Origin of the sequence: Bacillus sp. FJAT-27445, assembly GCF_001510665.1 — a bacterium.
Lineage (GTDB): Bacteria > Bacillota > Bacilli > Bacillales > Cytobacillaceae > Bacillus_D.
Genome location: NZ_LMTI01000002.1, coordinates 111,250 through 119,467 on the forward strand (window position 1 = coordinate 111,250; position 8,218 = coordinate 119,467).

Below are 8,218 nucleotides of genomic sequence, written 5' to 3' on the forward strand. Positions count from 1 at the left end.
CCCTTCTTTCAAAAGGAAGGGCTTAACTTAATTATAGTATCAATGAATTAGCATAAGCGCAATGAAAACCTCCGCAAATCAGTGCTTTACAATGATGCAGGTATCCTCCGACAGCGAATGGGCGATACCATCCAGAATCGCCTCTAGGCTTGCCGCAACCGCCTCCATCTTCTTGGAGGAATCACAATGAAAAACGCATGCGCCACCCGAAATGTTTTCTGGCCTTGTTGTCACAACAGCCAAAATATATTTTTCTATAGTCATCTCATTATCCTCCAAGGATTAGGGTTTCCCTTTTTTGGCGGGCATCCTGATTGCGTTTTCCAGTGCCGGAACAGCTCCAATTACATCAATCGCCTTCTGGGGATCATTTACATGCGGCAGTACAAAGACACCAAGCCGCCCATCTTTTAAATCTCTTTTTGCCAGCGGAACAAGCGCTGGTGTACCAGAATCCCTGTACACACCCAAGGCGGTTGAGACATCGTGCAAAATTGCCTGGCGCTGGCCGAGGTTTGCAAGTGTAATCTTTGAATTCGCGTTTTTTGGAGTGAGAATAAAGCCCATTCCATTTTCAAGAATTTCCTTTCTTCTTTCTGGCAGCCCGATATTCATGATATAGATGGAGCCTACATATAAACCCGCACCATCAAAATGCGGCTGTACATATTCAATGTCCGCAAGCCTATTGATTGTGCCTCCGGACATCAAAACTTTGGATAGTAGGAGCGTGCCGATTCCAACAATGACAGCCGCGAAAAAATTTACAGCCAAATAAACAAGGGTTACCGAAAATGAAGTTAATATGACAAGATAATTGCGGCTTTCAAAAGCAATTGCAATCCCTTCAATATAGGTATTTCCCCTCGGTACCAGTTCATATTCATCCATCATTGAAAGTGTATTCCTTTCCATGTTCCTTACTTCCCTGAACTGGGTTGCCGCAAGGGCGAGAAACGTTACGGCCGTGAATTCCTTTTCCATGATGGAAGGAATCGCCACCGCACCAAGGCTAGCCGCGATAAACCCGACAGAAATATGAATAATCCTTCCATGCAGGTAGGTGGGATACTGTCTATAATCCGTCTTTAACATATACACCCTCGAGAGTGTTCCTAACAGGATGCCGGTGATGAGTGGCCATGTATATTCACTCATTGGGATGCTTACCTGCCCTTTCCGCTTGATTCGAAAATGAATTGAGCCAGGAAGCGCTTTTAACAAGGATTCCCCAACCAATTACCGTTAAAACAGCGAGGGATATCGTATCTAAATATTCAAAGCCGCCCACCTCAAAAGCCAAGAAGTTTTTTTGTAGGACAAGGGCATAAAGCATTTCACCCTGCATTGATCCAAAGACAATTAACATAAGCCTCCACCTTAGAGAGCTATATAGGAAAATCGCCAGAAAAGCCAAGAAACCGGCAATAAGCCATTCTTTTTTTACAATAAAAACAATTGGATCAAATAACTCAAAAAACCTGAAGGAGCAGTAAAAAAGTGAAATAATTAATGAAAAAATAAAAAAGATTGACTTTTCCTTTTTATTCGCTTGAATGACGTGGATTAATGAATAAACGAATAGGCTTATGCCACCCAAAAAAACCTTTGATTCTCCTAGTGGTAAATGGAGCGGAGAAGCGATGATTGCCAGCAGAACCGCAGCCTGCAAACCCTTTCCTTCTCTCTCCTGCCCGCCTTTCAAAAACACCAAATAAATCCATAACAGCCATGCGGCCAAATAAAACAAGTACCCCTCCATAAAGACTACCTCCTATCCTTACCATTATGGTAAAGGGCATGTATTTTCATACCAGGATAATATTCTTTGTTTGTTAAATAATTTAGGTATCGGAGGTGATAGGTGTTGGGACAGGACAGGCAGGAAAAAAAGCTGAAGAAAAGCAAAAGGGTTGAATCCGACCGCGACCAATCGCTCCATTATCCTGGGGCAACTGGGCTACAAACCCCAGAAGAGGCCAGAAAGCTGAATGATGGGAAAAAATCGTAAATAGGAAAAGAAAAAGCTTCCGCGATTGCCGCGGAAGCTTTTTTTGTCAACTTATTTTTTCAAATTCTTTAATTTATCGCCAAGCAATTCTCCCAGCTGGAATCCCTTGGATTCCTCAGGAAGCTCATAATCCATATTCTCCTCAGCATCCCGTTCCAAAAGATCCTTAATGCTCAAGGAGAGGCGCTGTTCTTTGCCATTCACTTCAAGCACCTTAACCTGGACTTCCTGGCCTTCTTTCAGGACTTCATGAGGTGTGCCGATGTGTTTGTGGGCGATTTGCGAAATGTGGACAAGGCCTTCCACCCCAGGGAATACTTCAACGAACGCGCCATAAGAAACAAGCCTACGGACGGTACCTGTCAACACACTGCCCTTAGCCGCTTTTTCAGTTATATCAGCCCATGGTCCAGGCAGTGTTTCCTTGATGGAAAGGGAAATTCTTTCGTTATCCCGGTCAACGCTCAGGACTTTCACTTCAACCTTTTGTCCTTCCTGCACAACATCCCCCGGTTTCTCCACATGCTCGTGGGAGAGCTGGGAAATATGGACAAGGCCATCAATGCCGCCGATGTCTACAAACGCGCCAAAGTCCGTGATTCGCTGTACTGTGCCTTCAATTATCTGCCCCGGCTGGATGGATTCGAGAAGATCCTGTTTCTTCCTGCCTTTCTCCTCTTCAACTACAGCCCTGTGGGAAAGGATCAGCCGATTCTTCTCTTTGTCCAGCTCAACTATTTTAAAAGAAAGTTCCTTGCCTTTGTAATCGGAGAAATCTTCGACAAAATAGGCTTCTACCAATGAAGCCGGAACAAATCCGCGTACACCTAGGTCGACAACTAGCCCGCCTTTAACGACATCCTTAACTTCAGCGTTGAACACTTCCCCACTCTGGAATTTCTGTTCAAGAACATCCCAGGCTTTTTCTGCATCAACTTTGCGCTTGGATAGGATGAGGGCTTCTTCCTCGACCTTCATGACTTCAAGTTCGAGCGAATCCCCTTCGGCCACTGCATCTGAAGCTTTCTCAATATGAATGCTCGACAATTCACTAATTGGAATGATTCCATCAAGTTTGCTGTTTTGGATATTAACAAGCACCTGTTTATCCTCTACCTTGGTAACTTGTCCTGTTACCCTGTCTCCAACTTCAAAATTCCCGACTTCAATTTGATTCATATCTTCCGACATATGTACTCCTCCTTAACCATTGGCTGCCCTTTGAAATATATAGATGCGTTACATGCTTCACTTGCATGCGGCGCCCATCATCACGGCTGCGTTTCATAGAATATTCAAAAAAATATCCTTTGTAATAACTTCTTACAAAAGGACTTTTTTGTCAAGCGGAAACTCCTTTGTGTTCCTCAATAAGTTTGCGGATTTCCGACATGATTAATTCAGTGGCCGCTTCTGCGGACAATTTTTCTTTCCGCACCCTATCCATATCAATCGGCTTCCCGTATACCACTTTCAGCTTGCCGAAAGGTTTATAAGGTCCGATTATCGCGCATGGAACAACATGTGCGTCAGACCTAAGAGCAAAAAAGCCCGCTCCGGCCAGACCTTGGCCCAATTCTCCCGTCTTGCTCCTTGTTCCCTCTGGAAACAATCCTAAAACCTGTCCCGCCTTTAAAACACCAAGTCCTTTTCTGAGCGCTTCCCGGTCACTCATTCCCCGCTTAACTGGAAACGCATTGCATGCCCTAACAATATTCCCTAGGATTGGTATCGAAAAGAGTTCTTCTTTTGCCATGAAATGGACAGGGCGTGGAGCGGTTATCCCCACAACCGGCGGATCCAAATTGTTAATATGGTTCGAGCAAAGCAGAACTCCGCCATCTTTCGGGAAGTTCTCGGCCCCATACACTTCATACCTGTAAATTGGTTTTAACGCACTGTTTGCGACGAATCTTGCAAATGAATAAAATGTCATAGGTCTCCCACTCTTTCTTTCACAAGCGCCATTATTCTCTCCACAACATCTTCAATTGAAAGTGAGGTAGTATCGATTTCAAATGCATCCTCCGCCTTTACTAAAGGGGCAACTTCCCTTTCAGAATCCAGCTTGTCCCGGGTAGCAATTTCTTTTTTCAAAATATCAAGATCCGACTGAAAGCCTTTCTGGAGATTTTCAGTATGGCGCCTTATCGCCCTTTCTTCAACACTCGCCAAAAGGAAAACCTTTACCTCTGCATTTGGCAATACTTGTGTTCCAATATCGCGGCCATCCATGACTACCCCGCCCATGGATGCCAGCTTTTGCTGCCTCCGGACCATTTCCTCCCTGACCTTTCGGTGCCTGGCAACAATGGAAACCGAGTTTGTGACAGTGGAGGAGCGAATTTCGCCTGTTACATCTTCCCCATCCAAAACAACAAGCTGGCCCGCTGCGGAAGGGAAGAGTTCGATTTCACTGTTTAAAAGAATGGCCAACAAGCTGTCTTCCTGTTCTAGGTCGGCCCCCAATTTTTGTGCTTTATATGTAAGTGCCCTATACATAGCGCCCGTGTCGATATAAATATAGGAAAGCTTTTCAGCGACAATTTTGGCAACTGTACTTTTTCCTGCTGCCGCAGGCCCATCAATCGCAATTGAAATTTTCTTATCCATGTTTCCTCCTGTTACCTGTTCTGAAGCATCTTTAGTTGTCTCTTGCTCCGTTTTCCTTTTTACCTTCAATTATTCATTTTACCATACTATCAATAAATGCTCTTTCATATTGCAACATTTTTTCATGAATATCAGACAGGAATGATCCCTGTATATAAGTTGAATCAAAACTTAAAATTGTATTGAATCCTTGCCTGTCGATTTCCGTTCTATGCACTTCGCTTTCCATGGGGCGCCAGTGTAGCCTTCTCGGCGCTTGCGCCTGCGGGTTCCCCCCTTGCCCTTTATCCCACCCGAGTCTCTGTGCCTTACGCTACAATCGACTATCATTTAAATTAATTTTTCAAAAAAATAATTTGAACCTCTAACCAAAGAAAAAAGGCAGGATTCCCTGCCTTACCTTCCCTGGAAAACTTCCAGCATGTCAGAATGGTTCATTTGCCCGGTACCTTCATATTTTGTTACCCCTATTAATTCGGGAAGGGCGCCAACCTGGTGAAGGAAAATCTGGGCAAGTAAAAGAAAGATAAACTGAGCAATCGCAATCTTTATAAGGATTCGCTCGACATGTTTCAGATCTAGCCACTCTCCTTTCAAAAGCCATAACCGGATGAAGGAGCCCGTCCCAAAGGACAGGCGGCAGCCAACGGCCATATTAGACCGCGTCTTCAAACATTTCTTCTGAATTTTTGAGCTTATCTACCTTCTCTTCCTCACCAGTCGAAGCATTTACGAAAATTCTGTACGTATCGTCACCCATTGTTCCCAGGAATTCATAACATAATACTTCCTTCTTGAAATCATTCAAAATGATTGCCTGGCGTTCTTCCATAATTTTTACATTCGGATTAATTTTCGTTCGAGCCTCCTGTATGTCAATAGCGGGGGTTTCCATCTTCCTGGTTTTCTTCGTCTTTAAATAATCTTCTGCAGAAAGGCCTACAAGGTGGCCATTATCAAGAGCAACCTTGATTTTTATCGATTCAGGATAAATTCTCACTTTTCCTGACTTGGTTACAAAAGTAAAAACACCAATCGCATCATACTGCGCGCTTTCAGCCAGTTCCAGCGACTTATAGCCATTCTCTTTAAGGAAGGATACTGCCCTTTCCCCTCCTTCATTGAGGGAAATTCTTTGTTTATTGATAGACCGGTTGTTAAGGAACCAGATAGGGTAACCTCCTTTTTTTGTTAAATCCATGCTCGCCTCCATCCCGGTTTTCCTGTTGCTTACGGAGACAGTGTAAAATCCGAAATCAGATCCCTTGCCATTATCGGATACCTTGGATTTGGAATTTCCGTCAAATCCTATATACTTCCTTGCTATAGCCAATGCTTCAGCCTTCGAAATTTTTTTACCCTGAATTTTGCTGAAATTCTTATCCTCTTCTTTTAATCCGGCAATTTCAGGCCCAAAGTCAGTCTCCTCGTATCCTGAAACAGTTTTTTCCACTGTTTTAAATCCGTCAATTAGTGTATTATCCGAATTCTCCTTTCCAGAAGCGATCGCAAGTTCCACATCCATCCAACGCAAATTGTTCTTTAGTGCCAAATGCTGTACTTTCCTTAAATCGCCTTGAACATCGGACGCCTGTTTATATAAAGTTTGAAGTGTCTTATATTCCTTGCCGGTTAATGGTTTCTTGTCCAGATCCCTTACCGCAGTCCTGTAACTGAATTCACCAACTCCGGATAAAAATTCCTCCGTTTTGTTAAAAGGTAGGAGCGATAACGGAAGCTGGCCAACATTCTGCCGAGCTTCGGATGTTATCCTCCACACCTCGGCCAGAGACGGGGATAGCGATTTTCTTGAATTCATGGCAAGCGTGGTTCCAAGCTTGTCATGCAATAAATCAACACGGTATGACAATTCATGGAATGCCTGCTGATAATTATTTTCCGCGTTTATCAGGACAGCGTTTTTTTCCTTCCGTTCCTGATAGCCCCAGTAGGCAGTTCCCGCTAGCCCAATTGCCAAGACAACTATTATAATATTTCTTATCACTGCCATTCACCTTCTTATTTACAGAATATATGCTTTCCGATCCGTTTAATTTGCGGACGGGACCAAATCCACTTGCTTGTGGCGGTAACCGGATTGAAGTAATACAGTGCGTTGCCTGTAGGATCCCACCCATTAATTGCGTCAAGGACTGCTTTCCTCGCCGATTCGTTTGGAGTAAGCCAGATTTGTCCATCGGCAACAGCAGTGAACGCAAGCGGTTCAAAAATCACACCCGAAATAGTGTTTGGAAATGACGAGCTTTCCAGTCTGTTTATGATGACTGCAGCTACGGCGACCTGTCCTTCGTAAGGTTCGCCTCTCGCCTCCCCATATACTGCATTGGACATCAATTTAATATCGTTCTGTGAAAATCCAGACGGGACATTGACTGCGCTCTGCTTCGCCGGGGCACTTTTTTTAGCAGTTCCACCTTGCATATTTTTGGTTGCCTTAACGAGCTTAGCTTTTGTAGCGCTTCCTGCTAGCCCGTCAATGGGAAGGCCAAATTCATACTGGAAATTGCGGAGTGCCCAATAAGTACTCCAGCCAAATACACCATCAATTTTCTTTGTGTAAAAACCAACATGTTTGAGCCTCTTTTGGAGTTCAATTACATCATCGCCGACTGCTCCGTGCTGGATGACCTGGTTGCTGAATGCTTCAGCTTTTTCGCCGTTCCATAAAAAAGCAGGAACGAGTAATCCGCATAAAAGCAGACGAACTAGGAATGCGTTTCGTTTTTTCACAAATCATACCTCCAAATGCTATTCATTTTCCATTATGTCTATTTTTTGTTTTAAAGGGATTTTTATTCAAGAAAAGGGCTTGCGTGGAAAAAGCTTTTTAAAAAAAGGTTAATGGACGAACAAAATGCTCAAGCGCCTTGGTCAGCCCCGACCAGATTAAGACGGGGCCCGCAGGACACTGAATGGCATCCCTGAATTCGCCCACGCACGAAGGAAATGCGAGCATTTCCGAGGACGGGCCTGCCCTCCGGAGGGAACCGGCTTAAGACCTCGAGGGGCTAGGCGCTGGAGCTGGATAACGACAACTTATTTCGAGTTCTTCACAATGTTCTATTTATAGTTTCCTGAAATAAGAAAAAACCTCTTCACTGTGTATGAAGAGGTTTCGGATTGTCGACAAAAGGCAGCGAGAGGTTACCCACTCGTGCCTTTTGTAATTTATATGGAAATTACGGATGTTAAAGGTTCTTCCCAACAAAAGTGGTTTTAGCGAATGTGTTGATTTGCGCTACGGGCACACGCTTTCCGCGGGGCGTCAGTGGAGCCTCCTCGGCGCTTGCGCCTGTGGGGTCTCCACCTTGCCGCTGCATCCCGCTGGAGTCGGTGCCCTCCGCTCCAATCAACATAAAAGTTAGGCATATTTATCCATAAAGTAGCACTTATGGTGAAGAACAGGATAAATTAACTTAAGAATTACTTCCAATTGCTCACATTCATTGGCTTGGATTTTTAGTCATCATGGGAGGTCACCCCATACATAGTGTCATTTATATAAAGGAAATTTCAGTTGATTGAAATGGAGGGTGGCGACTCCTCGAAAACGCTACGCGTTTCCTTCGTGCG

At 44.2% G+C, this 8,218-nt stretch carries 10 protein-coding genes; 1 reads left to right on the top strand and 9 read right to left on the bottom strand.

The features are described 5' to 3' along the window. Positions 1 to 78: 78 nt before the first annotated feature. From AR337_RS05175 to AR337_RS05185, 3 genes are read right to left on the bottom strand one after another with little or no spacing between them, the layout of a single operon-like run. Positions 79 to 264, bottom strand: coding sequence for a hypothetical protein (locus AR337_RS05175; protein WP_059170969.1), 186 nt, complete (start codon positions 262 to 264; stop codon positions 79 to 81). A gap of 18 nt (positions 265 to 282) precedes the next feature. Beyond that, entirely contained in the window at positions 283 to 1,158 is an 876-nt protein-coding gene (locus tag AR337_RS05180) for a YIEGIA family protein (protein ID WP_059170970.1), read from the bottom strand. Next, positions 1,151 to 1,762 (bottom strand): hypothetical protein, encoded by a 612-nt coding sequence (locus tag AR337_RS05185; protein WP_059170971.1) that lies wholly within the window; start codon positions 1,760 to 1,762, stop codon positions 1,151 to 1,153. Before AR337_RS05185 ends, AR337_RS05180 begins: the two co-directional genes overlap by 8 nt. Before the next feature lie 105 nt (positions 1,763 to 1,867). On the opposite strand from AR337_RS05185, the gene AR337_RS22610 reads away from it, so the two are divergent. After that, positions 1,868 to 2,011, top strand: a complete 144-nt coding sequence (locus AR337_RS22610; protein WP_082686860.1) for a YpzI family protein — start codon at positions 1,868 to 1,870, stop codon at positions 2,009 to 2,011. 51 nt (positions 2,012 to 2,062) lie between these two features. On the opposite strand, the gene rpsA is transcribed toward AR337_RS22610, so the two are convergent. The 6 genes from rpsA to sleB all read right to left on the bottom strand — a co-directional run bounded on the left by rpsA (position 2,063) and on the right by sleB (position 7,345). Next, a complete protein-coding gene (gene rpsA, locus AR337_RS05190) occupies positions 2,063 to 3,202 on the bottom strand; it encodes a 30S ribosomal protein S1 (protein WP_059170972.1) in 1,140 nt (379 codons plus the stop codon). A 151-nt stretch (positions 3,203 to 3,353) separates the two neighbouring features. Beyond that, on the bottom strand, positions 3,354 to 3,947 hold the full coding sequence (locus AR337_RS05195) for a 1-acyl-sn-glycerol-3-phosphate acyltransferase (RefSeq protein ID WP_059170973.1): 594 nt from the start codon (positions 3,945 to 3,947) through the stop codon (positions 3,354 to 3,356). Beyond that, complete coding sequence (cmk, locus tag AR337_RS05200) at positions 3,944 to 4,624, bottom strand: (d)CMP kinase (protein WP_059170974.1); 681 nt, start codon at positions 4,622 to 4,624, stop codon at positions 3,944 to 3,946. Before cmk ends, AR337_RS05195 begins: the two co-directional genes overlap by 4 nt. 396 nt (positions 4,625 to 5,020) lie before the next feature. Then, positions 5,021 to 5,296, bottom strand: a complete 276-nt coding sequence (locus AR337_RS05205; protein WP_253701527.1) for a YpfB family protein — start codon at positions 5,294 to 5,296, stop codon at positions 5,021 to 5,023. Then, on the bottom strand, positions 5,280 to 6,629 hold the full coding sequence (gene ypeB, locus AR337_RS05210) for a germination protein YpeB (RefSeq protein WP_059170975.1): 1,350 nt from the start codon (positions 6,627 to 6,629) through the stop codon (positions 5,280 to 5,282). The genes AR337_RS05205 and ypeB overlap by 17 nt, the downstream gene beginning before the upstream one ends. Positions 6,630 to 6,643: 14 nt before the next feature. After that, complete coding sequence (gene sleB / locus AR337_RS05215) at positions 6,644 to 7,345, bottom strand: spore cortex-lytic enzyme (RefSeq protein ID WP_253701558.1); 702 nt, start codon at positions 7,343 to 7,345, stop codon at positions 6,644 to 6,646. Positions 7,346 to 8,218: the final 873 nt, after the last annotated feature.